We start from the raw sequence: 23,761 nt of genomic DNA, 5'->3' as shown, positions 1-23,761 counted from the left end.
ACGCGGTGGCTAACAGTTGCAAGCGTCAGTGGGGGATCAGCCAGAGCAACGGGGCCGAGGCCGTCAGCGTGACGGAGAAGGCGACGATGGCGTAACGGACCTGCCTGGGAAGGTCGGGGCCGGGGCTGACCAGGCGTTCGACCCGGGCCATCACCGCGGATCCCGCCGTCTCCGAGACGCCGAGGGCGCCCTGCGGGGTCGGCGCGGCGCCCGCCGTACCGAAACGGAGCAGGGCGGTGGCCAGGCGGCGCGGCGAGCAGTAGCGGCGGGCGACGTCGTCGGCGGCCATCTCGACCAGCAGGCCGACCTCGCTCTGCACCCTGCCGACGACCCGCGACCAGGGCAGCGCCCTGTGCAGCGCGGCGAACGGCAGCAGCACCAGGTCGTGGCGCTCGCGGACGTGCGCGGCCTCGTGGGCGAGCACCGCGGTCAGCTCGGCGGGGGACAGCAGCTTGAGCGTCCCCTCGCTGACCACGACCTCGGAGCGCAGGCCGGGGACGCAGTAGGCGGCCGGGCCCGGGTGGTCGACGACCCTGACCCCGGGGACCTCGGGATCCTCACGGGCGACCAGGGCCAGCAGCGTACGGTGCCTGCGCCGGGCGCGGAGCGTCTGCGCGCCCGCGGTGAGCAGCACGACGACCAGGATGGTCAGCGCGGTCAGACCGGCGATGAGCGCGAGGATTCTCGGCAGCGTGAAGGACCCGGCGGGACCGTAGCCCCCGTTCATCGCCGAGACGACAAAGGCGCCCAGCCCCTGGAGCACGCCCTGTCCGTAGGGTTCGAGGGCGTAGGAGAGGAGCGCTCCCGTCCCGGCGAGACCCCAGGTGACCCCGAGCGCCTGCCACAGGACGATGGCGACGTGGGGGGCGCGGTAGGTCCACCGTGCCCGCGTGAACCGCCAGGCTCCGACCGCGCAGACCAGGGCGAGGGTCGCCAGGGCTGCCGCGGTGATCACTCGTCCTCCAGCTCCGTCAACGCTTTGAGCAGGATCTCGGCCTCGCTGCCCGAGACGGCCTGGGCGAACCGGGTGAGGGCGGCGGACCGGTCTCCGGTCAGGTCCAACGCCTCAAGCATAAGCTCAGCGACGTACGCGTCACGGCTCTCGGCCGGTTCGTAGCGCCACGCCCGCCCGTCCCGGGTCCGCTGCAGGAACCCTTTGCGGGTCAGCCGGTCGAGCACGGTCATCACCGTGGTCGGCGCGAGGTCGCGATCGGCGATCAGACGCCCTACCTCCCGCGCCGTCACGGGGGATGACTGCGCCCAGATGATGTCCATGATGCTTCGTTCAAGCTCGCCCAGACCCTTCACACAACCAAGCCTAACTCCCGCACCACGAGGGGTAGTACTACGGGTTGTCGAGTGATTTCCGTCACAGCTGAAGAACCATGTAGATCTCGTCGCGGTCGTCCCCGTCGGACAGCCGGATGGCGCCGGGGACCCGGCCGACCTCCGCGTAGCCGAACCGCGCGTAGAAGGCCTCGATCCCGGTGCCGCCGCGCACCGTCAGATGCAGCGCCTCGACCCCCAGGCCACGGGCCGCCTCCTCGGCCGCGCGCATGAGCAGCGCGCCGTACCCGGAGCCCTGGTGCTTGGGGTGGACCATCACGCGCAGCACCCAGCGCCAGTGCGCCCGCAGCCAGGACCCGGCGTCGGCCAGAACCAGCCAGCACGCCACCCGCCCGTCCTCGTCGAAACCGGCGAGGAGATGGTCGGGGCCGTCCGCGCCGCAGCGGGCGAAGGTCGGCAGGGCCAGCTCACGGACCTCGGCGGCGGTGACCGGCGGCACGAAGCCGACCGCCCCGCCCGCGTTGCTCACCTCGGTCCAACACTCGATCAGTTCGCCGACGAGCTCCTCGGTCAGTTCGGGATCTGTCACGAAACGAGGGGGCATGCCGACGACCCTAACCGCCGCTTCGGGGTCCGGGGCGTGCGGGGTCAACGGTCCAGGGCGGACCAGGGGAGAGTGAGTTCACCGAGCCGCCAGCGGGCCCGGCCGCCCAGCGGAGGGCGCGTCGCGACCGGCCAGGTCCGCGCCAGCGTCCGTGCGGTGCCGATCCACCGCTGGCGGAAGCCGTAGGCCCCCAGGGGGGCGTTGACCGCCCAGGCGTGGTCGAAGTCACGCAGGAAGGCGTGGATCGGCTCGCCGGGGACGTTGCGGTGGATCAGCGTCTTGGGCAGCCGCTCGGCCAGGTCGGAGGGGCGTTCGAACCCGCCGAACCGCGCCGAGAAGGTCAGCGTCCTGGGGCCCGTGGCGTCGAGCCCGGCCCACACGGCCCGGTGGCCGACCTCCGAGCAGGTGCCCTCGACGATCACCCCGTCGGGGGCGATCCGCCGGCGGAGCATCGCCCAGTAATCCCACGCCTCGGCCTCGCCGTACTGTCTGAGCACGTTGAAGGCCCTGACCAGGGTCGGCGGCCTGCCCACGGGCAGTTCGAAGCCGCCGAGCACGAAGGACAGCCCCTCCCGCCCGTACGGCCTGGCCGCCGCGACCCTCGCCGGGTCGATCTCGACGCCGACGACCTCGACCGAGGGACAGATCCTCCGCAGCCGCGAGAACAGTTCGAGGGTCGTGGTGTGCGAGGCGCCGTAGCCCAGGTCGACCACCAGGGGACGGTCAACCGAGCGCAGCAGGCGGCCGTGCACGGCGACCACCCAGCGGTCGGCCCGCCTGAGCCGGTTGTGGCCCGTCGTGCCCCTGGTGATCTCCCCGATCGGCTTCGGCACGGCTCAGACGCGGTGGATCTTGTGCTGGGCGGCCTGCGCGCGGGGGCGGATGACCAGACGGTCCACGTTCACGTGCGCGGGCCTGGTCACGCACCAGGCGATGGCGTCGGCCACGTCGTCGGCCGTCAGCGGGTCGGGAACGCCCTGGTAGACGCGGTCCGCCGCGGCGGAGTCACCACGGAAGCGGTTGAGCGAGAACTCCTCGGTGTGCACCATGCCGGGGGCGACCTCGACGATCCTGACCGGTTCGCCGCACAGTTCGAGCCTGAGCACCTCGGTCATCGCGGTCTGCGCGTGCTTGGCCGCGTTGTAGCCGCCACCGCCCTCGTAGGAGACCAGCCCCGCGACCGAGGTCAACATGACCAGCACGCCGTCGCCCGAGGCGACCAGCCGGGGCAGCAGGGCCTTGGTGAGCCGCAGCGAGCCGAGCACGTTCGTGTCGTACATCCGCTGCCAGTCGGCCACGTCGCCGTTCGCCACGGACTCAAGGCCGATTGCCCCGCCCGCGTTGTTGACCAGCACGTCACAGCGCTCCAACGAGGCCGCCAGGGCGTCGACCGACTCCTGGGAGGTGACGTCGAGGGTCACCGCCCGGACACCCGGCACCTCGGCGGCCAGTTTGTCGAGCCGGTCCCGGCGCCGCGCCGCGGCCACCACGTCGAACCCCTCGGCGGCCAGCCGGCGGGCGGTCGCCTCGCCGATCCCGCTGCTGGCGCCCGTAACCACTGCTGTCCTGTCCATGACCCCCCATCCTGCCAGGACGCCGGGCCACGACGGCACCGCCTCCCAAGCCCCCGGGGGGCGGGAATGACGCGAACTATTGGGTGGTTATATCCCTCTCGGAGGTGGTGCCGGTGAGGCGGCGGGGTAGACGACGGGTCAACCGGGTCGCGACGATCAGCATGCACACGTCCCCGCTTGACCAGCCGGGGACCGGGGACGCGGGCGGCATGAACGTCTACGTCGTCGAAGTGGCCAAGCGCCTGGCGGCACTGGGCGTCGAAGTGGAGATCTTCACCAGGCAGACCGCGCGTGACCTGCCTCCGGTCGCCGAGATCGTCCCGGGGGTCTCGGTCCGTCACATCACGGCGGGGCCGTACGAGGAACTGGACAAGGGCGACCTGCCCGGCCAGCTCTGCGGCTTCCTGTCCGGTGTGCTGCGCACCGAGGCGATGTACGAGCCGGGCCGCTACGACGTCATCCACTCCCACTACTGGCTGTCCGGCCAGGTGGGCTGGCTGGCCAAGGAGCGCTGGGGTGTCCCCCTGGTGCACACCATGCACACCATGGCCAAGGTGAAGAACCTCCTGCTCGCCGACGACGACAACCCGGAGCCCCAGATCCGGGTCGCCGGTGAGCAGCAGGTCGTGGACATCGCCGACCGCCTGGTCGCCAACACCCCGACCGAGGCCAGGGAACTGGTCGAGCTGTACGGCGCCGCCCCCGGCCGCGTCGAGGTCGTCAGTCCCGGGGTGAACCTCACCGTCTTCCAGCCCGCCTCCCAGAGCGCGGCCAGGCACCGCCTCGGGCTGCCGGACGACGCGCACGTGCTGCTCTTCGTCGGCAGGGTGCAGCCGCTCAAGGCCCCCGACGTGCTGCTGCGCGCCGCCGCCCTGATGCTCGCCGGGGACCCGGCGCTCAGGTCGCGACTGGTCGTCGCCTGTGTCGGCGGCCCCAGCGGCAACGGGCTCGCCCGGCCGTCCTACCTGACCGAGGTGGCCGCCTCGCTGGGCATCTCCGACGTGGTCAGGATCGTGCCGCCCGCCCCGCAGCACGAACTGGCCGACTGGTACCGCGCCGCCGACGTGACCGTGGTCCCCTCGCACAGCGAGTCCTTCGGGCTGGTCGCCCTGGAGTCCCAGGCGTGCGGGACACCGGTCGCCGCCGCCTCGGTCGGCGGGCTGCGCACCGCCGTACGGGACGGGGTCTCCGGGGTGCTCGTCGAGGGGCACGATCCGCACGACTGGGCCGGGGTGCTCAGCCGGTTCGTGCACCAGCCCGCCTGGCGCGACGCCCTGGCCGCGGGGGCGGTGACCCAGGCGGCCTCCTTCGGCTGGTCGGCGACCGCCTCAAGGCTCGCCGACGTCTACGCGCGGGCGATGACGCACCTGAGCGAGGTGCCGGTCGCGGCGGGCTCGTAGGGTGGGCGCATGCGTGAGGTGATCGAGGCGGCGCTGCGGGCCGCCGAGGCGTCCTTCGAGGAGCCCAGGCCGGGCGCCTTCCTGGTACGCCTCCCCGGCCAGCACAAGCTCGCGACCATGACCTGGCTCATCGTCGGCGACCACGTCCTGCACGTGGAGGCGTTCTTCTGCCGTCAGCCCGACGAGAACCACGCCGAGTTCTACCGCTGGCTGCTGACCAAGAACGGCTCGACGTACGGCGTGCACTTCGCCCTGGACCCGGTCGGCGACGTCTACCTCGTCGGCCGCGTCCCGCTGGCCGCGGTCTCGGACGAGGAGATCGACCGGGTGCTCGGCTGCGTGCTCACCTACGCCGACGAGGGCTTCGACCGGGCGCTCGAACTCGGCTTCGCCTCCTCCATCCGCAGAGAGTGGGAGTGGCGGGCCAAACGTGGTGAGTCGCTCGCCAACCTCCAGGCCTTCGCCAGGTTCGCCGACCCCGCCCGCTGACCCGCCGTACCCGGCCGTGCCGGGTGTCTCGCCTGTTGAGCGCCCCCGGGGAGGCGCCGAGGGACCCCACTAAGCTTGGCCGCATGGCGACATTGGTGCTGCTTCGGCATGGTGAGAGTGAGTGGAACGCTAAGGGCCTGTTCACCGGATGGGTGGACGCCGGGCTCTCCGCCAAGGGCGAGGAGGAGGCACGGCGCGGCGGGCGGCTGCTGAACGACGCGGGGGTGCGGCCGGACGTGGTCCACACCTCGGTGCTGACCCGTGCGATCCAGACGGCCAACTTCGCGCTCGGCGCCGCCGACCTGCTGTGGCTGCCGGTCGTCAGGTCCTGGCGGCTCAACGAGCGTCACTACGGCGCGCTGCAGGGCAAGGACAAGGCGCAGACCCGCGCCGAGTTCGGCGACGAGCAGTTCATGCTCTGGCGCCGCTCCTACGACACCCCGCCGCCCCCGATCGCCGACGACGACGAGTTCTCCCAGGCGGGCGAGGCCCGGTACGAGCTGCTTCCCGGCGAACTGCTGCCGAAGACCGAGTGCCTCAAGGACGTCGTCGAGCGCATGCTGCCGTACTGGTACGACTCGATCGTGCCCGACCTGGCCTCGGGGAGGACCGTCCTCGTCGTGGCGCACGGCAACTCGCTCAGGGCGCTGGTCAAGCATCTGGACAAGATCGGCGACGACGAGATCGCCGGACTCAACATCCCCACCGGCATCCCGCTCGTCTACGACCTGGACGAGAACTTCACCCCGGTGACCAGGGGAGGCCGCTACCTCGACCCCGACGCCGCGAAGGCGGCGATCGAAGCCGTGGCCAACCAGGGCAGGTAACCCCCGGACAATCCTCGGACACGTCGAAGGGGCCCGCCGGTCGGCGGGCCCCTTTCGCGTTGCCTGCGGCCTTGGACGGGCCTGAACGGGGGTCTAGGCGAGGTCTGCGAGGTCGGCGGCGTCGGGCGACCGGGTGCCGGTCACCAGGTACACCACGTCGCGGGCGACGCGCACCGCGTGGTCGGCGTAACGCTCGTAGTAACGCCCGATCAACGTCACGTCGATGGCGGGCTCGACGCCGTGCTTCCAGTCGGGGGCCATCAGGACCTTGAACAGCCTGCGGTGCAGCCTGTCCATCGCGTCGTCGTCGTCCTCAAGCTCAAGGGCGGCGTCCACATCACGGGAGGCGATGCAACTGCCGGCCTTGGTGACCAGGCGCTCGGCGATCTGGCCCATCTCAACGATCGTGGCGCGAACCTCCGCCGGGATCGCCGACTCGGGGTGCCGCAGCCGCGCCACCTTGGCCACGTGCTCGGCCAGGTCGCCCATCCGTTCGAGGTCGGTACCCATCCGCAGCGCCGCGATGACCACCCGCAGGTCGACGGCCACCGGTTGCTGGGTGGCCATCAGGCCGAAGATCGAGGCCTCGATCTCGGAGAAGATCCGGTCGACCTCCTCGTCTTGGGAGATCACGCTCTCGGCGAGTTGAAGATCGGAGTCCAGAAGTGCGGTGGTGGCCCGGGAGATCGCCGACCTCACGAGTCGGGTCATCTCCACCAGCCGGCCCGTGAGGGCGTCGAGCTCATCATGGTAGGCGTCGCGCATGGCCCTCACCGTATGTGTGTAACAGTGAACGAACCTCGACCGTAAAGTGAACTTTGCGGGAAAGGCCTTGGTCATGCCCCCATGAGCTGCCCCAATGGGGAAAGCCCCGCCTACCATCAAGGACGTTGAAGCGGACAGGAGGAGCATGTGAGTGAACTGATGGCGAGTCTGGCCGCGCTGGCCGGGTTCGTCGTGGGGGCGCTGGCCGTGATGGTCGTTCGTCAGAACGCGGGACGGGGAGCTCCCACGGCGTCGGACTCACACGAGCCCGCCACGCTGCCGCAGGGCGTCGCCTCGGTGCTGGCCGTCCTGCCGTCGTCGGCGGTCGTGCTCGACAAGGAGGACCGGGTGCTGCGGGCCAGTTCGGCCGCGCGGGCGTTCGGCCTGGTGAGGGGCGAGAACCTGATGGCGGCCGAACTGCTCGCGCTGGCCAGGCAGGTGCGCAGGGACGGCGAGATCCGCGAGAGCGAGATCGAGGTCGCCGGCCACAAGTTCGGCCAGGACTCGACGAGCTTCGCCGTACGGGTGGCCCCGCTCGGGTCGCACGGGCAGGTGCTGGTGCTGGCCGAGGACCAGACCGAGCACCGCAGGGTCGAGGCCGTGCGGCGTGACTTCGTCGCCAACGTCAGCCACGAGCTCAAGACGCCGGTCGGCGCGCTCTCGCTGCTCGCGGAGACCATCCAGGACGCCGCGGACGACCCGGAGGCCGTCACCCGGTTCGCCGGACGCATGCAGCACGAGGCCGCCCGGCTCACCTACCTCGTTCAGGACCTCATCACCCTGTCCCGCATCCAGGGGGCCGAACCCATCCCCACCCCGGGCCCGGTCCCCGTGGACGAGGTCGTGCACGAGGCCATCGACCGCTGCAACACCACGGCCGCGGCCAAGGACATCACCCTCGTCGCGGGAGGCGCGGAGGGGCTGCGCATATGGGGCGACGACGACCTCCTCGTCACCGCGCTGCGCAATCTCATCGACAACGCCGTCGCCTACAGCCCCGAGCACACCCGCGTCGTGGTCAGCGCGCGGACCGCCGGGCCGCACAGTGACTCGATCGAGATAAGCGTCAGCGACCAGGGCATCGGCATCCCGGAGAGCGCCCAGGAGCGGATCTTCGAGCGGTTCTTCCGCGTGGACGCCGCCCGTTCACGCGCGACCGGAGGCACGGGCCTGGGCCTGGCCATCGTCAAACACGTCGCCGCCGCCCACAACGGCACGGTGACGGTGTGGAGCAAGGAAGGGTCGGGCTCGACCTTCACACTTCGCCTGCCCGCCTTCGGTGGCGCGGCGGCGGCCGTACACGGTAACACCACCATCCCCTTGGAGGCCGCGCAGTGACTCGCGTGCTTGTTGTCGAGGACGAGGAGTCCTTCTCGGACGCCCTGTCGTACATGCTGCGCAAGGAGGGCTTCGAGGTCGCGGTCGCGGCCACGGGCCCCGAGGCGCTGGACGCCTTCGATCGCAACGGCGCGGACCTGGTGCTGCTCGACCTGATGCTGCCGGGACTGCCCGGCACGGAGGTCTGCCGTTCCCTCCGTCAGCGTTCCAACGTCCCGGTGATCATGCTCACCGCCAAGGACAGCGAGATCGACAAGGTCGTCGGGCTGGAACTCGGCGCCGACGACTACGTGACCAAGCCGTTCTCCTCAAGGGAACTGGTCGCCCGCATCCGCGCGGTACTGCGCCGCCAGGGCGACGTCGAGGAACTCGAATCGGCCGTCCTGTCGGCCGGCCCCGTCAGGATGGACGTGGACCGCCACATCGTCGCCGTCCGCGGCGACCAGGTGCAGCTCCCGCTGAAGGAGTTCGAGCTGCTGGAGGTCCTGCTGCGCAACGCGGGCCGGGTGCTCACCAGAGGCCAGCTCATCGACCGCGTCTGGGGCGCGGACTACGTCGGTGACACCAAGACCCTGGACGTACACGTGAAGCGTCTGCGCGCCAAGGTGGAGGCCGACCCCTCCAACCCCCGCTGCATCCTCACCGTCCGGGGCCTCGGCTACAAGTTCGACCCCGCCGAGGATTAACCAAAATCCGGAAAGGGGCACTACCCAAACGGGTAGTGCCCCTTTCCGGATTTATCGTTATATTCCCAGTCCTCGAACGCTGAGCGTTTTCCACCCGTGCTTTACCGGCGCCAAACAGAAGAGTTTCGCTCCTGTGCTTTACCGGCCCTCAGCGTGAGGAGCGTCCGGCTTGGGTGCGTCGGCCCTCAGTGTGAGGAGTGTCGGCTTGGGCGCGTCGGTGCTTGGACTGAGGAACGCGGGAGCGCAGCGACGGAGTGACGAGGGAAAGCACCGACTCGGAGCGCCCAAGCCCGCGACGCCGTCAGGCGGAGCAAAGGAACACAGCCCGCGACGCCGCCAGGCGGAGCAAGGAGTCAGGGAGCGCTGGTAGCCGGGGCCGTAGGCTCAGCGGGATCGCTGGGGTCTGCGGGCGCGGCGTCGGTCGCGCCGGCCGAGGGGCTCGCGCTCGACGAGGGGCTCGCGCTGGCTGAGGGGCTCGCACTGGCGGTCGAGGCGGGCGCCTGCGGCAGGTCGGCGAACTCGCGGCTGCGGGTGACGACCGGGATCGTCAGGGTGATGACGCCCGCCCTGGCGAACTGCAGCTGCACCGGGATGCTCTCGCCGCCGCTGAGCGGCTTCTTGAGGCCCTCGATCATGATCGTGGGGGTCGGCTTGCCGACGTTGACGCGCTGCTGGACGGGCAGGCTCACCGGGGAGACGACCTTGGCGGTGCCGAAGGCGGGGTCGACGCCGAGGCCCATGAGCTGGTCGGCCTCCTTGGTGGTGTTCAGCAGCGACAGGTAGAGCGGCGTGGCGCCGCCCTCGGCCAGCTTCGAACCGGAGTCTGGGCCCAGGAAGAACGCCTGAGAGACGGCGATGCCCTTGACCTGGACGCTGAGGGCCTCGGTCGGGGTGTAGGGCATGCTGGTGATCGCGTCCGACCCGGCACCGCAGCCGGCCAGGACCGGGGCGGCTGCGAGGAACGCGGCGGCGGCGATCGCCCAGTGACGGCTGTTGCGGGTCACGGTGCGGGTACTCCTTGTCAAACACGAGGCTATGGCAGAGCCAACCCTATCCGTGGACTTCGCCGGGTTTTCCGCCGACCCGCCCCATCATGGGGAGGTGCGGTCCGCAGGTCGTGGAGGCCTTTCACAGCGCTGATTCACAGAGTCGAACACTTGTCAAGCCTTAATATGCGGCTTTGACCTGCAGTTATGGTGATTTCACTGTTCCGGGAGGCTGTGGATACGTGGTACTCTTGAGTACAGCGGAAGGGGTACTTGTCACATGACTTTCCAGGTCGGCGACACTGTCGTCTACCCCCACCACGGGGCTGCTCGGATCGAGGCCATCACGACCCGAACCATCAAGGGTGAGGAAAGGACCTACCTGGTTCTCAAGGTCGACAAGGGCGACCTTACCGTCCAGGTGCCGGCTGACAACGCCGAACTCGTCGGCGTTCGCGATGTCGTCGGCCAGGAGGGCCTTGAGCGCGTCTTCGACGTGCTTCGCATGCCTCACACCGAAGAGCCCACCAACTGGTCCCGCCGCTACAAGGCCAACCTGGAGAAGTTGGCGTCCGGTGACGTCAACAAGGTGGCCGAGGTCGTTCGCGACCTGTGGCGGCGTGACAAGGAGCGCGGGCTCTCCGCAGGAGAGAAGCGTATGCTCGCCAAGGCGAGGCAGATCTTGGTAAGCGAGCTCGCGCTCGCCGAGAAGACCAACGAAGACAAGGCCGAGGCCCTGCTCGACGAGGTTCTCAACTCCTGAACACAACATTTCCACGGGTGGGCGTCGGGGTCGACGTCCACCCGTTCGCATCGGGCCGCGAGTTGCACCTCGCGGGACTTCACTGGCCGGGCGAAACCGGTCTGGCCGGGCACTCGGACGGCGACGCGGCGGCTCACGCCGCCTGTGACGCGTTGCTGTCGGCCGCGGGCCTGGGTGACATCGGCGGTCTCTTCGGCACCGCGGATCCTCGCTGGGCGGGCGCCTCCGGCGTCGTCCTCCTTCAGGAGACCGCGAGGCAGGTGCGCGCCGCGGGCTTCGAGATCGGCAACGTGGCCCTCCAGATCGTGGGGAACCGTCCCAAGCTGGCGCCACGCCGTACGGAGGCTGAGAGGGCGCTCAGCGCCGCCTTGGGCGCACCGGTGAGCGTCAGTGCCACCACCACCGACGGCCTCGGGCTGACGGGGCGCGGTGAAGGCGTCGCGGCCATCGCGACCGCGATAGTCGTCAACCACTCTCCGGAGTCGGGCGTCTCCTGATACGGAGCGCGAAAGCGTTCCGGCGGGTGGAGTGTGAAGGCCCGTCGCCGCATTCGAGGTGGCCCGTTTACTGGCGCGGTACGGGCCACCTTCTTTTTCGGAATGATCGGCGAATGTCCTGGGTAACCCCTTATTAACCATGTCTCGTCATCGGGGGGAGCCGGACATGATTGGCTCGATCATCGCCGCGATCGTCATTGGTGCCATCATCGGTGCCCTCGCCCGTCTGATAGTTCCCGGGCGGCAGAACCTGTCGATAGGTCTGACGCTCATCGTGGGTATCGTCGCGGCACTCATCGGCACCGCCATCGCGGCGGCGCTCGGACTCACCCACACCAGGGGCATCAACTGGTGGGAGCACATCATCCAGCTCGCGCTCGCGGTGATCGGAGTGCTGCTGGTGGTTCAGATGCAGGCGAGGAAGACGCACTGAGCCGGAATTTTGCCGTTCCCAGGAATATCCGTGACGTAGGGGGTAGCCGACCTCCCGTGAGCGTGAAGGTCACCTCACTGGGAGGTTCACGATATGACCATCGCATCCATTCTCGGGGCCATCGTCATCGGCGCCGTCGTCGGCGCCCTGGGTCGTCTCCTGCTTCCCGGTAGACAGCCGATCGGATGGGTCCTGACCGTCGTGGTCGGCATCGTCGCCGCGCTGATCGGCACAGCCATCGCCCAGGTGCTCGGGGTGGCGACCACGAACGGGATCGACTGGATCGAACTCGTCATGCAGGTCGTCCTCGCCGCCGTAGGCGTCGGCCTGGTCGCGAGCATGAGGCGATCCAGGGTCTGACCCGCGCGGGGACGACACCGTCCGCGTCAACGCGGCCCCCAGACCGGGCCGGCTCCTCCAAGGCCCCGGAGCCGGCCCGATTCGTCTTTTCCTGAGGCTATTCCTGTGGCGGGACGGGAGTGCTGCGCATCCGCCCCGAGGGCGGCGCGGCGCTCTCCTCGCCGGGCACGACGACCTCCAGGTCGGGCATCGTGGTGTCCAGGTCGTCGTCATCGACGACGGCCGCACGCCGCTTCCCGGCGTCGCCGGGCTCATCCGGCTCGTCGGTCGCCGCGGCCATCGGCTGGGTGTCCTCGCCCGGATCCTCGTCGTCGGGCCGCTCGTCCTCCACGGCTTTCTCCGTGGTCTCCTCCGGGGCCCTTTCCGAGGGCTTCTCCGGGGCCTGGCCGGGGTGCTCGGCCTCCCAGGTCTCGACCCGCTCGCTGACCCGCCCCTCGGGCTCCTCAGGGGAGTCCTGTACGGCGGAGCGCGGCGGGTGGACGAGCTGGTCGCCGGGGTGGGGCCGTACCAGGTCGCCCCAGCGGAGCGGCCTGTCCGGGTCGGCCTCCGCGCGGGGGGCGGGGACCGGATCGGGGGGCTCCGGCGCGGTGGGGACCTCGGGCGTCTCCGGGGCGGCCGTCGGGCCGACGACCGGGTCGGAGGCGGGAGGCGCGGCGGACGGGGCGTGGTGTGGCGCCGGGTCAAGAGGGGGAGCGGCCTGCGGGTCGAGCACCACCTCGGAAGGCCGGTGGTGCACCGGTTCCTCGTGCCACCCCGGGTGATCCCGATGCTCCGGCCGGGTGAGCGGGACGGGGTACTCGGCGGTCGGCAGGTCTCCGTCAGGGAAGGGCACGATGTCGCCGGCACCGTTCTCCGGTGTCGTGCCCACGGCGTTCGCCGCCGCCCGTCTGGCCGCCGCGTGGTTGATCAGCAGCAGCCAGAGCCACAGGGCGAGCAACAGCGCCACCCAGGGGAAGACGGCCACGACCACCGCGGCACGCCGTACGTCGACCGTGGCCCGTACGGCGGTGGCCGTCTCGGCCGCCACCGCGCCCGCGAAGAGCAGGACCAGGACCGCGCCCGCCTGCAGCCGGATCGGCCAGCGCGCGCCCCGCAGCAGGGGCAGGGCGATCAGCGAGACGGCCAGCAGCGCGTCGAAGGCGGCGGGGTAGAGGTAGGAGAGGCCCACGGGGGCCTCACCGGTGATCGCGAGGGCCCGCAGGTCCTCGAAGGAGAGCACGCACGCCGCTGCGGCGAGCGCGGCGACACCGACACCGACCAGGGCGATCCCGGTACGGCGCAGCGCGACGGCGGTTCTGCTCGGCTGGGAGGGCGGGATCGAGGACGGGCGGGAGGCGATGCCTGCCGCCGCGGGGGATTTCACGTCCATGGCGCTCCGAGCCTACAGAATCGACACCTGGCATGATCTGTGCATCGAAGCACGACAAGGAGGAAAGTTGTCCGAACTATCCGATGGCGTGCGGGCGCTCTTCGACGCGGCGAACTTCGCCACCGTGACGAGTCTGAACGAGGACGGCAGCCCGCAGGCCAGCGTGATCTGGGTGAAGACCGACGGCGACGACATCGTGTTCTCCACGGTCAGGGGGCGGCGCAAGGACCGCAACTTCGCCCGTGACCCCAGGACCGCCGTCGTGGTGATCGACCACGCCAACCCCTACCGCTACGCGGAGGTGCGCGGGAGGGTCACGGTGACGGAAGACCCGACGGGCGCTCTCATCCAGGAACTGGCGCACAAATACACCGGCAAGGGCTGGGAGGAATCTCGTCCTGACACGCAGCGGCTGATCGTCCGAGTGATCCCGGAAAAGGTGCATCTACACGGGTGACCGGGGAATGCATGGGGCGACATTCGCCCTCGTTGCCATAAAAAGTGCCGTCGGCAAGCCCCAACGTCTCGTAACACGGCTTGTGAGGTGAGGTAAGGCGTTAGCCTTTCCTCCGTGAGCCTGCACCTATACGACACCAGCGCACGTACGGTCCGCGAGTTCGTTCCGGTCGAGTCCGGCCGGGCGTCGATCTACCTGTGTGGTGCCACCGTGCAGGCTCCTCCGCATATCGGGCACATCCGCTCCGGCGTCAACTTCGACGTGCTGCGCCGGTGGATGATCCGGTCGGGGTACGACGTCACGTTCTGCCGCAACGTCACCGACATCGACGACAAGATCATCAGGGTCGCGGCGGCGGAGGGCGTGCCGTGGTTCGTCATCGCCGAGCGCAACCAGCGCGCCTTCACCTGGGCCTACCAGGTGCTCGGCTGCCTGCCGCCGACCGTCGAGCCCAGGGCGACCGGCCACGTGCCCGAGATGATCGAGCTGATGGAGCGGCTCATCGCCGCCGGCCACGCCTACGCCTCGAACGGAGACGTCTACTTCGACGTCGTCTCCTACGCCGACCGGTACGGTTCGCTGTCCAACCAGCGCCTGGAGAACATGTGGGCGGCCGGTGACACCGAAACCGACTCCGCCAAGCGCGACCCGCGCGACTTCGCGCTGTGGAAGGGCGAGAAGCCCGGCGAGCCGACCTGGCCGACCCCCTGGGGGCGCGGCCGGCCCGGCTGGCACCTGGAGTGCTCCGCCATGGCGACCAAGTACCTCGGCCCGACCTTCGACATCCACGGCGGTGGCGTCGACCTGATCTTTCCGCACCACGAGAACGAGCTGACCCAGTCGCAGGCGGCCGGGGACGGCTTCGCCCGCTACTGGATGCACAACGGGATGCTCAAGATCGGCGCGGAGAAGATGAGCAAGTCGCTCGGCAACTCCCTGCTGATCCCCGAGGTGACCAAGAAGGTCCGCCCGGTCGAGCTGCGTTACTACCTGGCCGCTCCGCACTACCGCTCCGCGATCGAATACTCCGAGGAGGCGCTGGCCGAGGCCGCCGCCGCCTACCAGCGCATCGAGGGGTTCGTCACCAGGGCGGCCGAGGTGATCCATGACGTGGACGCTCACGCGCCGCTGCCCCAGGCGTTCGCCGACGCGCTCGACGACGACCTGGGCACCCCGCAGGCACTCGCGGTCGTGCACGAGGTGGTCAAGGAGGGCAACGTCGCCCTGGCCCAGGGCAACAAGGAGCAGGTGGCCAGGCTCCTGGCCGAGACGCAGAACATGCTCGACGTGCTCGGTCTCGACCCGCGCTCCGAGCAGTGGCGCTCCTCCGGCGACGACTCCAGTCTGCGCACGACCGTGGACGCGCTGGTCAGCGTGGCCCTTGAGCAGCGTCAGGCGGCCAGGGCCCGTAAGGACTTCGTGGCGGCAGACGGCATCCGTGACCAGCTGGCCCAGGCGGGCATCCTCGTCGAGGACACCCCCCAGGGACCGCGCTGGGAACTTTCCCGGTAGACGCAGGCCATACCCTAGACACCATGGCTGCTGGCGGTAGAGGGTCCGGACGACCCGCGAAGAAGAAGAGTCCGACCAAGGGCACGGGCGGTAACAAGCGCCGAAGCCTTGAGGGCAAGGGGGCGACCCCGCCGGCGCACATGAGGCACTGGCACAAGGACAAGGCCAGGACCGAGCGGGTCGAGCGGGAGGAGCGCACCGGCAGGACCACCTCCCAGCGCCCGCAGACGCGTGCCAGGCGCAGCGAGGACGCCCCCGAGTACATCGGTGGGCGTAACCCTGTCCTGGAGGCGCTACGCGCTGGTGTGCCGGCCTCCGCCATGTATGTCGCCCTGCGCATCGACAACGACGACCGCGTCAAGGAGGCCGTACGGCTCGCCGCGGAGCGGGGCATCGCGCTGCTCGAGGTCGGCAGGGAGAAGCTGGACCGGCTCACCGAGGGCGGCATCCACCAGGGCGTCGCCCTGCAGATCCCGCCGTACGAGTACGCCCACCCCGACGACCTCGTGCGTATCGCCCAGGAGGCCGGGGAGGTGCCGCTGATCGTCGCGCTCGACGGTGTCACCGACCCACGTAACCTTGGCGCCATCGCCCGTTCGGCCACCGCCTTCGGCGCTCACGGCCTGCTGGTTCCCTCCCGCCGCTCGGCCGGGGTCACCGGAGGAGCCTGGAAGACCTCGGCGGGCACGCTGGCCACCCTGACCGTCGCCCGGGCCTCCAACCTGACCTCCGCTCTGCGGGAGTACCGCGAGGCGGGCCTGTTCGTCGTCGGCCTCGACGGCGAGGGCAGCGTTGACCTGGAGAAGGCCAACCTCCTCGACGGCCCCCTGGTCATCGTGGTCGGCTCGGAGGGCAAGGGTCTGTCCCGCCTGGTGGCCGAGTCCTGCGACCTGGTGGTGCGCATCCCCATGCACGCCGCCGCCGAGTCGCTCAACGCGGGTGTCGCCGCGGGCGTCGCCCTGTACGAGGTGGCCCGCCACCGCCGCCGCTGACCTTCCCCGGCCGGGGTGACGTCCGCCCGCTCTGCGCAGCCCCGGCTGTCTCTCAGCGGTACGGCCGTCCCTCGGCGGTCCGGCTGCCTCTTGGCCGCCGCCGTCTCTCGGCGGCCTGGCCGTACGGAAATCGGCGTTTCGGGGGCTCCGTCGGTGACGTCCACGGTGCGGGCCGACTACACTCATCAGTTGACCATGCCGACGTAGCTCAATCGGCAGAGCAACAGTCTTGTAAACTGTAGGTCAGGGGTTCGATTCCCCTCGTCGGCTCGCAGCTCAGAGGCCCTAACCGGAGATCATCCGGATGGGGCCTCTGGCCATTTTGGGAGACGAGTGGGAGATCATCTTCATGCGGCCCGCTCGGAACGGTTCCAGCATGTCGTCCAGAACCCCGACGGGTGACCGGAACGAAATCGCGGCCCGCTGCGCGAGCGCCTTCTCCCATCTGACCTGTAAAGCCTCTAACAGGTGCTCACGCATTGAATCCGATACATGCGTGTACACACCCCGCATTCCCGGTACGGCGTGCCCCATTCGGTCCGCTTGCAGGACTTCAGGGATCCCGTCCTCCGCCATCCAGGTCTTGTGCCCGTGCCGGAGGCCGTGCGGGGTCAGCCCCCTCAGGATCGGCAGCCAGCTCGCCAGGTGGTGGCGCTCGATGTCGTAGACCGGCACCCCGCGCCCCCGCGGCACGGCGAACTCCTGGCCCGGCGTCGCCATCGGCCACGGCTGGCGCGGGGCCCCGGGCCACAGCGCGTCGGCGACGTCGACGAGCACCGGCATCGGTGGCCGACGGGAGCCGTCCTTCGGGTGCGCGCCATCGACCGCCGGATCCCAGATGCGACGCGCGTAGTTACTCGCTCGGGGGTGCCCGGTTTCGATGACCGCCTCCTGCCCCTTCTTCCGGACTCGGCCGCCACCGAGCCACAGGTACGGCTGGCCGCCCTCGCAGGGGGTTTCCCCGCCGCCCTCGGCCGGGGGTCCGCCGGTGCATTGGCAGCGCCGTTCGGGGTGCTGCTGCACCATCCACGACAGCAGGCCAGCCAGGAACGGCGGCAGGTCGATGGTGCGCCGAGAGTCGTCCTTGGGCTGGAGCCGGTAGAAACGGCCGGCGTCCTCGTACAGCTGCCAGTCCACCCGGATCGTGCCGAGTCGTAGGTGCGCCCGGTCCAGGCCGACCCACTCGCCCCACCGCATCCCGGTCCACGCCATCGCGATCGGCGGGATGAACTCCTCCTCGCGCCCAGAGACGACTGCGGCCCGCTCGGCGATCAGTAGCACCTGCAGCGGGTTCGGCCAGATCTTCTCGACGCCGCGGCCGCCGACGGCCCGCTTACGTCCTCGCTTGCGGGGGCGCAGGGCGGGGTTGACCTGGATCAGGCCGTCGGCCACGGCATCGCCGAGGATGGTGATCAGCCGGGCCCGGGCGTTGGTCGCGACGTTGACGGCGTACCCGGCCGCGATGATGGAGCGCTCCCACGTAGCGACCTCGACATGGGTGATTCCCTTCAACGGCCGGTGTCCGAACGTCGGAAGGACGTGTGACTCGATCACGTACCGGTAGTTGCGCCGGGTGCCGAGGGCGATGTCTTGGGCGGGCCACCACCGGTCGACCCACTCCTGAAGGGTGATCTGCCCCAGTGTGGGGTCGCGCCAGACGCCTCGCCGGATGTCGAGCTCCTGGGCGTCGCCGTACGCCTGGGCGGCGTCCTTGGTCAGGAAGGGCTGGCCATGCTCGTCGCGGCTGGACGAGGTCCATGCGCCGTCGGGGCGTTTGTAGTGCACGCGGTAGCGGGATCCGCGCTTCTCGGGATAGGCCACGAGTCTCCTACTTGTCGGGCGGCGGGTCGTATAGCCGCAGGCAGTCGGTGCCCAGGGTGGCCAGGGTCTGCGCCAGGTCCTTGGTGAGGAGCGAGCGGGGGAGGGGGATCACGAGGGCGCCGGGGCGGATTCTTGGGACGAGCACCTCGCCCGCGTGCTCGTCGACGAGGGGGAGGTGGAGTCGCCCCCAGGGGGCCTCGTGTGGCGGGGCCTGGCGTGGAGTGAGCATCGCCATCACCGTGGTGGTGAGGGTGTCGAGGACTCCGAGCAGGCGGGCGTCGAGGATGTGGCTGCGGTCAAGGAGGCAGTACACGCTGGCCGCCGAGACGGAGGGGACGAGGGCGGCGGGCGTGCGTATGAGGTGGGGGGCCACGCCGAGGTACTGCACGAGCATGGAGGTGCCTTTCGGATGGTGCTACGTACGTACAACCGGAAGCCGTGGGAGCAGGCCGGTCGCGGGTGCACCTTCTGAGGTAGCTCTCCGCCCTCGAAAATAGGTGCGAATTCAGGCTCGGTTATCTAACCGTTGCCATCCGGAAACTGTTTATACATCAACCGTTAAGGTTTCTGATCTTTGCGCCGCTCGTCAAGAAATTTTGCCATCTGGGCGCCCCACAGCCGCAACTCTTCCCGGTCCTCCTCGGCGAGGTCTGGCGGCACGGAGATGACCACAACACCACGGTCGGTCCGCACGCCCACCGCCTCGCTCTCCGGCCCCTGCATCTCTCGCAGCACGGCGGCCGCGTCCGCGCGACCCACCGCCTCGAGGTCGGCGGGCACGATGCCGATCGCATAGGCCATGTGGGCGATCGTCGCGCTACTGCCGGCCACGGGAACGGGGTCCTGGCCGCCCTTCTTGGTGCGGTAGCCCCGCTCGACGTTGCCCCAGGTCGCCTCACTCACGTCGGCGAGCTGGGCGGCGGCCGGGATGGACAGCCGCGGGCGCAGGCTCTCGCGTACGCGCCGGATGAGTGCGCCCTCCGGCGTGGGCGCGGGCAGGTCGGCTGCGGGCGGCGGCAGGTCCTTCGTCATGGCCTGTCGTCCTTCGTGTTGAGGAAAGTCCAGTGGATTACAGGCAAAGGGTGGCCTAACTAGGGCCGCAACTGCAAGTCACTCCATCGGTGTAGAGATAAATCCAGCTCAACGCCTTGCATACGGCTCTACTTTGCTCTACTTTCCTCTACATGCAGACGACACGCACACGGCAGCGCCCCCTGGCTCAGGACCCCGCCGCCGTACGCAAGCACCGCCTGCTCAACGCCCTTGAGCAGGCGGAACTCGCCCAGCGCGCCGGTATCTCCCCGAGCCACATGTCCAAGATTGAGGCCGGTAAGGCGTCCGCTGGCGTCAAGGTCCTCCACCGCCTCGCGCTCGCACTGACCTGCGAGGTCGGGGAGCTGATGGCCAAGTGACCGCCATCCCGGCCCTTTACACCAGCCAGGAAGCGGCCGCGCGCACCGGCGGCAAGCTCTCCAAGAGCTTCTTCAAGAGGGTCGCCGCCGCGCGTGTGGTCGAGGCCACCTACGCGGGCGGCAAGCTCCTGTGGACGGACGCCCAGATCGCGGCGGCCATCGCGTACCACGCCCGCGGCGGCTCGCTCACCTCGCAGCCCGCCGCGCGGCCCAGCCCGTCGACTCGCACCTCCCGGCAGAAGCCGAAGCCGCAGGAGATCACTGTCGCCGCTGGTGTGACGCCGCTCCGGTCCAAGCCCGGCCGCCGCTACGCCTCCTGACATGCGCAGGGGCCCAGCCGTGCCCCGGCCAGGCCCCCGCTTCGACCACATCCCCACCTTGAGAGGACGCGTCGCATGACGATTCTCGCACCACCCCACACGACCCCCACCGCCCCGCCGGATCAGGCCATGACGCTGGCCCGCCGCATCGCCGACCTGGAGCTCACTGGCGACCGCGCTCAGCACCGCGTGCGGATCGACCTGGAGAACCTTCTCCGCGAGCCCGGATCGAACGGCGTTCAGGCCGTACTCGACGCCGCCGAGCTGGTGTACGTGGCCCGCGTCGAGCAGGCCGGGGCCGGTCTGCGGCCCATGCCGTACCCGCTCGTCACGACCCGGACGGAGGCGGCCCAGTGAACGTCCCCGCTGACGATGTCTTCGCCCGACTCCAGGAGATCGTCCCGGACGAGCGCGAGGCCCGCTTCCTGCTCGGCGCGCTGGCGGTTCGGGCGCCGGAACACCTCGGCTACGCCCTCGACATGCTGGTCGAGCGCCGCGCCAGGGACAAGCAGCCCAAGGCTGACCAGGAGCCGACCGACAGGCTGGCTTTCCTGGCCACCGCCGACGGCGCCCGCGAACTCATCGAAGCCCACGCTCGCCCCGGCGGAGCCCTCGACGCCATCGTCGCCCACACCAAGCCCGGCGGCCGCCCCGTGCTGTACGGATTCCGGCGGGAAGCCGACGGCTGGCACCAGCTGGCCGGGTCGTGGACCGACGTTGAGGTCGCCCGCACCGACGTGCACCGGGCCCTTCGCCTACAGGTGGCTAGCCACCAGGACCTGCTGTTCCTGGACCTCGCGCTGGGCGTCCGATGAGAGCACACCCCCACCTGCCGCACCGGCCGACGTGGGCGACGCAGGCCCTCCTCGCCTACCTCGCCCGCTGGCGCACCCGCAACGCCGCCGTCGAGGTCGAGGCCGCGGAGCACCTCGCGGCGATCAGGCCCACCGACACCCGCCAGCCCTACGCCGACGGGAGGAAGGCGTGAGCGCCCCCACCTACCTCGACCAGCTGCGCGCCGCCGTCCGTAAGCGCGGCGGCGACTGGACCACCCGCCGCGCCGTCGACGCCCTGCACGCGACCATCACGTCCGGCAGGGCCCGGGTGCTGCTCAACCGGCTCGCCGACGAAGGCCTGCTCATCAAGCACGGCAAGATCGGCCGCCTCTGGACCGAACCCGCCCCCGCCGACCTGCCCGCCTTCGTGCAGGCGGCCGCCCAGCGGATCCGCACCATCCCCGGCATCACCGCCGTGGAGCCCGGCGACGGAGTGATCGGTGTCCGCCACGCCGACGGCCAGGTGTTCATCGTCACCGTCCGCGCCGAACCCCCGGTCCAGCTGGACGCCTACGACCTCGACCAGATCCGGCGCGAACGCCTCGACGACCTCCCCGAAGGAGACGCACGGTGACCATCGACACCGTCAACCACAACAGCCCGGCCCGCGCCCAGGCCGCGCCGACCAAGGTCTCTGTCCCGCTCGCCAAGCCCCTGAGCAGCCTGGACCAGGTCTGGCGGCTGGCCGGCAACCTCGGCCAGTCCAGCCTCCTGCCCGCCAGCCTCACCAAGAACCCGAAGACGACGCAAGCCAACGTCACGCTGATCCTGCTGTACGGCGCCGAACTCGGCCTGGCCCCGATGCAGTCCATCCAGGAGATCTACGTCGTCAACGGCCGCCCCCAGATCTCCGGGCGGCTCTGGCTGGCCAAGGTCCGCGAAGCCGGCCACCGCGTCGAGAAGATCGAGCACACCGCCGAGGTGTGCACCATCAAGATCACACGCGGCGACACCGGCGAGGACTGGGAAGAGACCTTCACCATCGAAGACGCCCGCCGGGCCAAGCTGCTCAGCAAGGACACCTACCAGCAGCACCCCAAGCGGATGCTGCTGTGGCGGGCCGTCGCCAACTGCGCCACCGCGATCTGCCCCGAGGTCGCCATGGGCTTCGGCGCTGAACTCCCCGAACCCGACCAGCCGAACCCCGCCCCCGAGGTGGCGCTCGCCGTCGCCGTCGACGCCCGCACCCGCTCCACCCCAGCGGAGCCGGAGGACACGGTCGACGCCGACCTCGTCGAAGACGAACCCAGCGAGGAAGAACTCCGCCAGGAACTCCTCGAACTGGCCGCCCAGCACACCCGGCCCGACGGCGTCCCGGCCGACTACGAGTGCATCTGCGGCGCGCTCGGCGAGCACTTCGAGGACGAGTGCCCGACCTCCGGGGCGGTGCGCTGATGGGCGCGACCGCGGACCAGCTGCACCGCGACGCGCGCGTGACGGCGGCACGCCAGCTGCTGAAGGAGTCCCAGGACGCCGACGGCAAGCAGGTCGACGCGGCCCGCTGGTGGGGCCGACTCGAAACCGGCCTGGCGGGCGTGCTCGCCGCGATCGAGGAGGTGCCCCCGTTCTGATGGCCACCACGATCGCCACGTACACCACCGCTGACCTGCTGCTCGACTGGGACCGCACCCGCCCCCGCAGCCTGCAGACCGCGTTCGGCATGTCCGAGCTCGGCGACTGCCGCCGCCGCGCCGGATACCGGCTCGCCGGAACCGCCGCGACCAACACCGGCGGCTCCTTGCAGGCCGTCATGGGCACCGCGATCCACGAAGCCGCCGCCGCCGTCCTGAAGGACCAGCAGGCCGCCGGAGTCATCCCGGCCGACGACCTGATCGAGCACGAAGTGTCCTTCGCCGGGATCCTCGGCCACCTCGACCGGTACGAGACGGCCACCGCGTCGCTGGTCGACATCAAGACGACCTCCGACCGGTGGCTGCGGAAACTGAAGGTCCAGGGGCCGCCGACCTCGCACCTGTGGCAGACCCACGGATACGGCGCCGCCCTGATCGCCCAGGGCCGCACCGTCAAGCGGATCGTCATCGACTACCTGGCCCGCGACACCGGCGAACAGTGGCGCTGGACGGGCCGCTTCGACCCGCAGCACGTCCGCGACGCCCTGGAATGGGTCACCGAGGTGCGCGCCACCCCGCTGGACGAGCTGCCCCGCGACCACCAGCCCGACTCCGCCTGGTGCGAGCACTGCCCGTTCCGCGACCTGTGCTGGGAAGGCGCCGTCACCGACCGCGACCCCCGCAGCGTGCTGTTCGTCGAGGACCCCGACGCCGCCTCCTGGGCCACCAAACTTGAGGACGCCCGCGCCCGCAAGAAGGCCGCCGAGACCGACGAGAAGGAAGCCAAGGGCGCCCTGGACGCGATCCGCCCAAACACCGCCGGTGCCGAACTGGTGGCGATCCCCGGGTTCGACAAGGTCCTGAAGTACACCGTCTCCTTCCCCGAGCGCATCGACACGGCGCAGGTCCGCAAGGACTACGCCGCCGCGGGGCGCCCGGTGCCGACGAAGAAGCCGCTCAAGGGCGAAGTGAAGCTCGAGCTGGTCGACGCCGGCGACGAGGTGTTCGTGCCGGGCGGTGAGGGGTGATGGCCTCCACCGAACTCGTCCGACGAACCGTCATCAGGTTCGGCCCCTGGGAGAACCGGGTCGAGGTGACGCTGCCGTACCCGCTGCCCAAGAGCACCCTCGACCCGCGCTACGCCGCCTGCATCGACCACCGGACCGCGTGCGACTGCCGGGAAGCGGCGCACGCCGAGGGCCTGGCCGAGTGGCGCGCCGAACGCGCCAGAGCACAGCGGGTCTTCAACGACGTCCTGCGGGGTCACCAGACGTTCGCCTGGACTCCCGAGGGCGACCGCGACGTGGTGGCCGAGTGCAAATGCAGCGGCTGTGAGATCGCCCGCTGCCTGGACTACCGCGGCAATTGGGATGTCTCCCGTGATCGCGAAGCCGCCGGTCTGAACCCCTGAACCACAGGCCCCGCCGCGCCCCGGCGGGCGGGGCCCCTCGCGCCTGGAGAA

General features: G+C 70.2%; 33 protein-coding genes and 1 tRNA gene. 23 read left to right on the top strand and 11 right to left on the bottom strand.

Features of this window, described 5'->3' with window-relative positions; genetic code table 11:
• Positions 1 to 25 precede the first annotated feature (25 nt).
• From ACFYY8_RS33945 to ACFYY8_RS33925, 5 genes are all read right to left on the bottom strand, one after another.
• The gene (locus tag ACFYY8_RS33945; protein ID WP_390048142.1) at positions 26 to 955 is read right to left on the bottom strand and encodes a M56 family metallopeptidase; all 930 of its coding nucleotides are present in this window, start codon (positions 953 to 955) and stop codon (positions 26 to 28) included.
• On the bottom strand, positions 952 to 1,308 hold the full coding sequence (locus ACFYY8_RS33940; protein WP_184712514.1) for a BlaI/MecI/CopY family transcriptional regulator: 357 nt from the start codon (positions 1,306 to 1,308) through the stop codon (positions 952 to 954). Before ACFYY8_RS33940 ends, ACFYY8_RS33945 begins: the two co-directional genes overlap by 4 nt.
• A gap of 61 nt (positions 1,309 to 1,369) precedes the next feature.
• A complete protein-coding gene (locus tag ACFYY8_RS33935) occupies positions 1,370 to 1,891 on the bottom strand; it encodes a GNAT family N-acetyltransferase (RefSeq protein ID WP_390048140.1) in 522 nt (173 codons plus the stop codon).
• 44 nt (positions 1,892 to 1,935) lie between these two features.
• Positions 1,936 to 2,724: a class I SAM-dependent methyltransferase gene (locus ACFYY8_RS33930; protein ID WP_390048138.1), complete on the bottom strand. Its 789-nt coding sequence runs from the start codon at positions 2,722 to 2,724 to the stop codon at positions 1,936 to 1,938.
• A gap of 3 nt (positions 2,725 to 2,727) precedes the next feature.
• Positions 2,728 to 3,465, bottom strand: coding sequence for an SDR family NAD(P)-dependent oxidoreductase (locus ACFYY8_RS33925; RefSeq protein ID WP_390048136.1), 738 nt, complete (start codon positions 3,463 to 3,465; stop codon positions 2,728 to 2,730).
• 113 nt (positions 3,466 to 3,578) lie between these two features.
• Between ACFYY8_RS33925 and mshA the strand changes: the two genes are divergently transcribed.
• The 3 genes from mshA to ACFYY8_RS33910 all read left to right on the top strand — a co-directional run bounded on the left by mshA (position 3,579) and on the right by ACFYY8_RS33910 (position 6,181).
• Positions 3,579 to 4,865, top strand: a complete 1,287-nt coding sequence (mshA, locus tag ACFYY8_RS33920) for a D-inositol-3-phosphate glycosyltransferase (protein ID WP_390048134.1) — start codon at positions 3,579 to 3,581, stop codon at positions 4,863 to 4,865.
• A gap of 9 nt (positions 4,866 to 4,874) precedes the next feature.
• The gene (locus tag ACFYY8_RS33915) at positions 4,875 to 5,354 is read left to right on the top strand and encodes a YbjN domain-containing protein (RefSeq protein ID WP_352014668.1); all 480 of its coding nucleotides are present in this window, start codon (positions 4,875 to 4,877) and stop codon (positions 5,352 to 5,354) included.
• Between the two features lie 83 nt (positions 5,355 to 5,437).
• The gene (locus ACFYY8_RS33910; RefSeq protein WP_390048131.1) at positions 5,438 to 6,181 is read left to right on the top strand and encodes a phosphoglyceromutase; all 744 of its coding nucleotides are present in this window, start codon (positions 5,438 to 5,440) and stop codon (positions 6,179 to 6,181) included.
• Positions 6,182 to 6,274: 93 nt separating this feature from the next.
• On the opposite strand, the gene phoU is transcribed toward ACFYY8_RS33910, so the two are convergent.
• A complete protein-coding gene (gene phoU, locus ACFYY8_RS33905) occupies positions 6,275 to 6,946 on the bottom strand; it encodes a phosphate signaling complex protein PhoU (RefSeq protein WP_390048129.1) in 672 nt (223 codons plus the stop codon).
• A gap of 159 nt (positions 6,947 to 7,105) precedes the next feature.
• Between phoU and ACFYY8_RS33900 the strand changes: the two genes are divergently transcribed.
• Complete coding sequence (locus ACFYY8_RS33900) at positions 7,106 to 8,284, top strand: sensor histidine kinase (RefSeq protein ID WP_390048237.1); 1,179 nt, start codon at positions 7,106 to 7,108, stop codon at positions 8,282 to 8,284.
• Positions 8,281 to 8,970: a response regulator gene (locus tag ACFYY8_RS33895; RefSeq protein WP_390048127.1), complete on the top strand. Its 690-nt coding sequence runs from the start codon at positions 8,281 to 8,283 to the stop codon at positions 8,968 to 8,970. Before ACFYY8_RS33900 ends, ACFYY8_RS33895 begins: the two co-directional genes overlap by 4 nt.
• A gap of 353 nt (positions 8,971 to 9,323) precedes the next feature.
• Here the strand turns inward: ACFYY8_RS33895 and ACFYY8_RS33890 are convergent, their stop codons facing one another.
• Entirely contained in the window at positions 9,324 to 9,974 is a 651-nt protein-coding gene (locus ACFYY8_RS33890) for a copper chaperone PCu(A)C (RefSeq protein ID WP_390048125.1), read from the bottom strand.
• 262 nt (positions 9,975 to 10,236) lie between these two features.
• On the opposite strand from ACFYY8_RS33890, the gene ACFYY8_RS33885 reads away from it, so the two are divergent.
• The 4 genes from ACFYY8_RS33885 (at position 10,237) to ACFYY8_RS33870 (ending at position 12,009) form a co-directional block, all read left to right on the top strand.
• Entirely contained in the window at positions 10,237 to 10,719 is a 483-nt protein-coding gene (locus ACFYY8_RS33885) for a CarD family transcriptional regulator (RefSeq protein ID WP_012887713.1), read from the top strand.
• Between the two features lie 17 nt (positions 10,720 to 10,736).
• A complete protein-coding gene (gene ispF, locus ACFYY8_RS33880; RefSeq protein WP_390048123.1) occupies positions 10,737 to 11,216 on the top strand; it encodes a 2-C-methyl-D-erythritol 2,4-cyclodiphosphate synthase in 480 nt (159 codons plus the stop codon).
• A gap of 166 nt (positions 11,217 to 11,382) precedes the next feature.
• Complete coding sequence (locus ACFYY8_RS33875) at positions 11,383 to 11,649, top strand: GlsB/YeaQ/YmgE family stress response membrane protein (protein ID WP_352014674.1); 267 nt, start codon at positions 11,383 to 11,385, stop codon at positions 11,647 to 11,649.
• A 93-nt stretch (positions 11,650 to 11,742) separates the two neighbouring features.
• Entirely contained in the window at positions 11,743 to 12,009 is a 267-nt protein-coding gene (locus tag ACFYY8_RS33870) for a GlsB/YeaQ/YmgE family stress response membrane protein (RefSeq protein WP_352014675.1), read from the top strand.
• Positions 12,010 to 12,106: 97 nt separating this feature from the next.
• Here ACFYY8_RS33870 and ACFYY8_RS33865 read toward each other — a convergent pair whose 3' ends face one another.
• Positions 12,107 to 13,378, bottom strand: a complete 1,272-nt coding sequence (locus ACFYY8_RS33865; protein ID WP_390048120.1) for a DUF2637 domain-containing protein — start codon at positions 13,376 to 13,378, stop codon at positions 12,107 to 12,109.
• Positions 13,379 to 13,445: 67 nt separating this feature from the next.
• Between ACFYY8_RS33865 and ACFYY8_RS33860 the strand changes: the two genes are divergently transcribed.
• The 4 genes from ACFYY8_RS33860 to ACFYY8_RS33845 all read left to right on the top strand — a co-directional run bounded on the left by ACFYY8_RS33860 (position 13,446) and on the right by ACFYY8_RS33845 (position 16,609).
• Positions 13,446 to 13,835, top strand: a complete 390-nt coding sequence (locus tag ACFYY8_RS33860; protein ID WP_390048118.1) for a PPOX class F420-dependent oxidoreductase — start codon at positions 13,446 to 13,448, stop codon at positions 13,833 to 13,835.
• Positions 13,836 to 13,949: 114 nt separating this feature from the next.
• Positions 13,950 to 15,347 carry a cysteine--tRNA ligase gene (gene cysS / locus ACFYY8_RS33855; RefSeq protein WP_390048115.1) on the top strand — a complete coding sequence of 466 codons (1,398 nt, stop codon included), beginning with the start codon at positions 13,950 to 13,952 and terminating at the stop codon, positions 15,345 to 15,347.
• 23 nt (positions 15,348 to 15,370) lie between these two features.
• The gene (rlmB, locus tag ACFYY8_RS33850) at positions 15,371 to 16,339 is read left to right on the top strand and encodes a 23S rRNA (guanosine(2251)-2'-O)-methyltransferase RlmB (RefSeq protein WP_390048112.1); all 969 of its coding nucleotides are present in this window, start codon (positions 15,371 to 15,373) and stop codon (positions 16,337 to 16,339) included.
• 197 nt (positions 16,340 to 16,536) lie between these two features.
• Positions 16,537 to 16,609: transfer RNA gene (locus ACFYY8_RS33845), tRNA-Thr, on the top strand.
• Positions 16,610 to 16,624: 15 nt separating this feature from the next.
• Here ACFYY8_RS33845 and ACFYY8_RS33840 read toward each other — a convergent pair.
• From ACFYY8_RS33840 to ACFYY8_RS33830, 3 genes are all read right to left on the bottom strand, one after another.
• Entirely contained in the window at positions 16,625 to 18,160 is a 1,536-nt protein-coding gene (locus ACFYY8_RS33840) for a tyrosine-type recombinase/integrase (RefSeq protein WP_390048110.1), read from the bottom strand.
• A gap of 7 nt (positions 18,161 to 18,167) precedes the next feature.
• Positions 18,168 to 18,554 carry a hypothetical protein gene (locus tag ACFYY8_RS33835; protein WP_390048108.1) on the bottom strand — a complete coding sequence of 129 codons (387 nt, stop codon included), beginning with the start codon at positions 18,552 to 18,554 and terminating at the stop codon, positions 18,168 to 18,170.
• A gap of 164 nt (positions 18,555 to 18,718) precedes the next feature.
• Entirely contained in the window at positions 18,719 to 19,192 is a 474-nt protein-coding gene (locus ACFYY8_RS33830) for a hypothetical protein (protein WP_390048106.1), read from the bottom strand.
• 152 nt (positions 19,193 to 19,344) lie between these two features.
• On the opposite strand from ACFYY8_RS33830, the gene ACFYY8_RS33825 reads away from it, so the two are divergent.
• The 10 genes from ACFYY8_RS33825 to ACFYY8_RS33780 all read left to right on the top strand — a co-directional run bounded on the left by ACFYY8_RS33825 (position 19,345) and on the right by ACFYY8_RS33780 (position 23,710).
• Positions 19,345 to 19,572: a helix-turn-helix domain-containing protein gene (locus tag ACFYY8_RS33825; protein ID WP_390048104.1), complete on the top strand. Its 228-nt coding sequence runs from the start codon at positions 19,345 to 19,347 to the stop codon at positions 19,570 to 19,572.
• The gene (locus ACFYY8_RS33820) at positions 19,569 to 19,892 is read left to right on the top strand and encodes a hypothetical protein (RefSeq protein WP_390048102.1); all 324 of its coding nucleotides are present in this window, start codon (positions 19,569 to 19,571) and stop codon (positions 19,890 to 19,892) included. The genes ACFYY8_RS33825 and ACFYY8_RS33820 overlap by 4 nt, the downstream gene beginning before the upstream one ends.
• Positions 19,893 to 19,967: 75 nt before the next feature.
• Positions 19,968 to 20,249, top strand: a complete 282-nt coding sequence (locus tag ACFYY8_RS33815; RefSeq protein ID WP_390048100.1) for a hypothetical protein — start codon at positions 19,968 to 19,970, stop codon at positions 20,247 to 20,249.
• The gene (locus ACFYY8_RS33810; protein ID WP_390048098.1) at positions 20,246 to 20,707 is read left to right on the top strand and encodes a hypothetical protein; all 462 of its coding nucleotides are present in this window, start codon (positions 20,246 to 20,248) and stop codon (positions 20,705 to 20,707) included. Before ACFYY8_RS33815 ends, ACFYY8_RS33810 begins: the two co-directional genes overlap by 4 nt.
• Positions 20,704 to 20,880: a hypothetical protein gene (locus tag ACFYY8_RS33805; protein WP_390048095.1), complete on the top strand. Its 177-nt coding sequence runs from the start codon at positions 20,704 to 20,706 to the stop codon at positions 20,878 to 20,880. The genes ACFYY8_RS33810 and ACFYY8_RS33805 overlap by 4 nt, the downstream gene beginning before the upstream one ends.
• Positions 20,877 to 21,302, top strand: coding sequence for a hypothetical protein (locus tag ACFYY8_RS33800; protein WP_390048091.1), 426 nt, complete (start codon positions 20,877 to 20,879; stop codon positions 21,300 to 21,302). The genes ACFYY8_RS33805 and ACFYY8_RS33800 overlap by 4 nt, the downstream gene beginning before the upstream one ends.
• Entirely contained in the window at positions 21,299 to 22,123 is an 825-nt protein-coding gene (locus tag ACFYY8_RS33795) for a hypothetical protein (protein ID WP_390048089.1), read from the top strand. Before ACFYY8_RS33800 ends, ACFYY8_RS33795 begins: the two co-directional genes overlap by 4 nt.
• The gene (locus tag ACFYY8_RS33790; RefSeq protein WP_390048087.1) at positions 22,123 to 22,299 is read left to right on the top strand and encodes a hypothetical protein; all 177 of its coding nucleotides are present in this window, start codon (positions 22,123 to 22,125) and stop codon (positions 22,297 to 22,299) included. Before ACFYY8_RS33795 ends, ACFYY8_RS33790 begins: the two co-directional genes overlap by 1 nt.
• Positions 22,299 to 23,327 carry a PD-(D/E)XK nuclease family protein gene (locus tag ACFYY8_RS33785; protein ID WP_390048086.1) on the top strand — a complete coding sequence of 343 codons (1,029 nt, stop codon included), beginning with the start codon at positions 22,299 to 22,301 and terminating at the stop codon, positions 23,325 to 23,327. The genes ACFYY8_RS33790 and ACFYY8_RS33785 overlap by 1 nt, the downstream gene beginning before the upstream one ends.
• The gene (locus ACFYY8_RS33780) at positions 23,327 to 23,710 is read left to right on the top strand and encodes a hypothetical protein (RefSeq protein ID WP_390048084.1); all 384 of its coding nucleotides are present in this window, start codon (positions 23,327 to 23,329) and stop codon (positions 23,708 to 23,710) included. The genes ACFYY8_RS33785 and ACFYY8_RS33780 overlap by 1 nt, the downstream gene beginning before the upstream one ends.
• Positions 23,711 to 23,761 lie beyond the last annotated feature (51 nt).

It is taken from the genome of Streptosporangium sp. NPDC001559 (assembly GCF_042893955.1).
In the GTDB taxonomy this organism is placed as follows: Bacteria; Actinomycetota; Actinomycetes; order Streptosporangiales; family Streptosporangiaceae; genus Streptosporangium.
Note: the sequence above shows the minus strand (reverse complement) of the source record. Positions and strands in the feature narration are given on the sequence as shown.

Coding starts and splice junctions, on each gene's coding strand:
- ACFYY8_RS33830 (WP_390048106.1), bottom strand. CDS start 19,192: ATGACGAAGGACCTGCCGCCGCCCGCAGCCGACCTGCCCGCGCCCACG.
- ACFYY8_RS33935 (WP_390048140.1), bottom strand. CDS start 1,891: ATGCCCCCTCGTTTCGTGACAGATCCCGAACTGACCGAGGAGCTCGTC.
- ACFYY8_RS33915 (WP_352014668.1), top strand. CDS start 4,875: ATGCGTGAGGTGATCGAGGCGGCGCTGCGGGCCGCCGAGGCGTCCTTC.
- ACFYY8_RS33780 (WP_390048084.1), top strand. CDS start 23,327: ATGGCCTCCACCGAACTCGTCCGACGAACCGTCATCAGGTTCGGCCCC.
- ACFYY8_RS33925 (WP_390048136.1), bottom strand. CDS start 3,465: ATGGACAGGACAGCAGTGGTTACGGGCGCCAGCAGCGGGATCGGCGAG.
- ACFYY8_RS33835 (WP_390048108.1), bottom strand. CDS start 18,554: ATGCTCGTGCAGTACCTCGGCGTGGCCCCCCACCTCATACGCACGCCC.
- ACFYY8_RS33825 (WP_390048104.1), top strand. CDS start 19,345: ATGCAGACGACACGCACACGGCAGCGCCCCCTGGCTCAGGACCCCGCC.
- ACFYY8_RS33785 (WP_390048086.1), top strand. CDS start 22,299: ATGGCCACCACGATCGCCACGTACACCACCGCTGACCTGCTGCTCGAC.
- ACFYY8_RS33815 (WP_390048100.1), top strand. CDS start 19,968: ATGACGATTCTCGCACCACCCCACACGACCCCCACCGCCCCGCCGGAT.
- ACFYY8_RS33900 (WP_390048237.1), top strand. CDS start 7,106: ATGGCGAGTCTGGCCGCGCTGGCCGGGTTCGTCGTGGGGGCGCTGGCC.
- ACFYY8_RS33790 (WP_390048087.1), top strand. CDS start 22,123: ATGGGCGCGACCGCGGACCAGCTGCACCGCGACGCGCGCGTGACGGCG.
- rlmB (WP_390048112.1), top strand. CDS start 15,371: ATGGCTGCTGGCGGTAGAGGGTCCGGACGACCCGCGAAGAAGAAGAGT.
- ACFYY8_RS33870 (WP_352014675.1), top strand. CDS start 11,743: ATGACCATCGCATCCATTCTCGGGGCCATCGTCATCGGCGCCGTCGTC.
- ACFYY8_RS33910 (WP_390048131.1), top strand. CDS start 5,438: ATGGCGACATTGGTGCTGCTTCGGCATGGTGAGAGTGAGTGGAACGCT.
- ACFYY8_RS33885 (WP_012887713.1), top strand. CDS start 10,237: ATGACTTTCCAGGTCGGCGACACTGTCGTCTACCCCCACCACGGGGCT.
- ACFYY8_RS33875 (WP_352014674.1), top strand. CDS start 11,383: ATGATTGGCTCGATCATCGCCGCGATCGTCATTGGTGCCATCATCGGT.
- ACFYY8_RS33865 (WP_390048120.1), bottom strand. CDS start 13,378: ATGGACGTGAAATCCCCCGCGGCGGCAGGCATCGCCTCCCGCCCGTCC.
- phoU (WP_390048129.1), bottom strand. CDS start 6,946: ATGCGCGACGCCTACCATGATGAGCTCGACGCCCTCACGGGCCGGCTG.
- ACFYY8_RS33805 (WP_390048095.1), top strand. CDS start 20,704: ATGAGAGCACACCCCCACCTGCCGCACCGGCCGACGTGGGCGACGCAG.